The sequence below is a fragment of the Nitratidesulfovibrio oxamicus genome, from assembly GCF_015731765.1.
Taxonomy (GTDB): domain Bacteria; phylum Desulfobacterota; class Desulfovibrionia; order Desulfovibrionales; family Desulfovibrionaceae; genus Cupidesulfovibrio; species Cupidesulfovibrio oxamicus.
Map to the genome: position 1 here is coordinate 1 of NZ_VRYY01000577.1, position 1,303 is coordinate 1,303.

At 69.9% G+C, this 1,303-nt stretch carries 1 protein-coding gene; it reads right to left on the reverse strand.

Annotated elements, in window-relative coordinates; translation table 11 throughout:
- Nucleotides 1-1,170: L-seryl-tRNA(Sec) selenium transferase (gene selA / locus FVW20_RS15790; RefSeq protein ID WP_196610355.1), on the reverse strand; the 1,170-nt coding region annotated here is incomplete at its 3' end.
- Nucleotides 1,171-1,303: the final 133 nt, after the last annotated feature.

Sequence of the window (1,303 nt, forward strand, 5' to 3'; positions counted from 1 at the left end):
CAGCCGCGTGGCCAGTTTGCGCGCCCGCCGGGCCAGTTCGTCCGCCGGGGCGGTCATCATGCGCAGGGTGGGCACCTTGCGGCGCGCCAGTTCCGGGTCCAGGTACAGGCGCAGGGTGGCTTCCAGCGCGGCCAGGGTCATCTTGTCGATGCGCAGGGCGCGGTTGAGCGGGTTGCGCTTGATGCGCGCGATGATCTCGCGCCGCCCCACGATAAGCCCGGCCTGCGGGCCGCCCAGCACCTTGTCGCCCGAAAAGCTGACCACGTCGGCCCCGTCGGCCACCACCTCGCGCACGGTGGGTTCGCCATGCAGGCCCCACGGGCTGAAGTCCAGAAAGCTGCCGCTGCCAAGGTCCTCGATGACCGGCAGGTTGCGCGCCCGGCCCAGCGCCACCAGTTCCGCCAGCGGCACTTCCTTGTGGAAGCCGGTGATGCGGTAGTTGGAGGTATGCACCTTCAGCAGGGCCACTGTGTGCTCGTTGATGGCGTTTTCGTAGTCGCGCAGGTGGGTGCGGTTTGTCGCGCCCACCTCGCGCAGCACCGCGCCGCTTTTTTCCATGACTTCGGGGATGCGGAAGCTGCCGCCGATTTCCACCAGTTGCCCGCGCGAAACCACCACCTCGCCGCCCGTGCACAGGGTGTCCAACACCAGCAGCACGGCGGCGGCGTTGTTGTTGACCACAAGGCCCGCCTCTGCCCCGGTGACCTTGCACAGCAGTTCTTCCACATGGGAGTAGCGGCTGCCGCGTTCGCCTGTGGACAGGTCGAATTCAAGGTTGGAATAGTTGGCGCAGGCCTCGGCCACGGCGGCGGTGGCTTCTTCCGCCAGCAGGGAACGACCGAGGTTGGTGTGGATGACCACGCCGGTGGCGTTGAGCACGCGGCGGAAGTGGGGGCGCGCGGCGCGCAGTACGTGCGCGGCAAGGGCGGGCAGCAGCGCCTGCGTGGATAGGGAGGCGGCGTCGGTGATTGTTCCGGTCCGGATGGCCTCGCGGCACTGGTCGAGAAAGGCGTTGACCAGGTCGCGCAGCAGGGGGCGTGGCAGGGCGGACAGGTCGGCCTGTGCGGTCTGCTCGGGTGCGGGGGGTGTTCCCGGCCCGGCCTGTTCCGGGTGTGCCAGGGCGGTGAGCAGGGCGTCCATGGAAGGCAGGGACCGGAACAGGTTCGACACGTGGGGCTCCTTGCTGGCGATGCGGCGAATGCGGGGCGCGGCCTGTCAGTTGCCGGAGTGCGGCGGACCGGGTGGTGCTTCCGGTGCGTCGCCCGGGTGCGTGGGCGGAGCGGCGGCGGGGGGGGCCACGGGT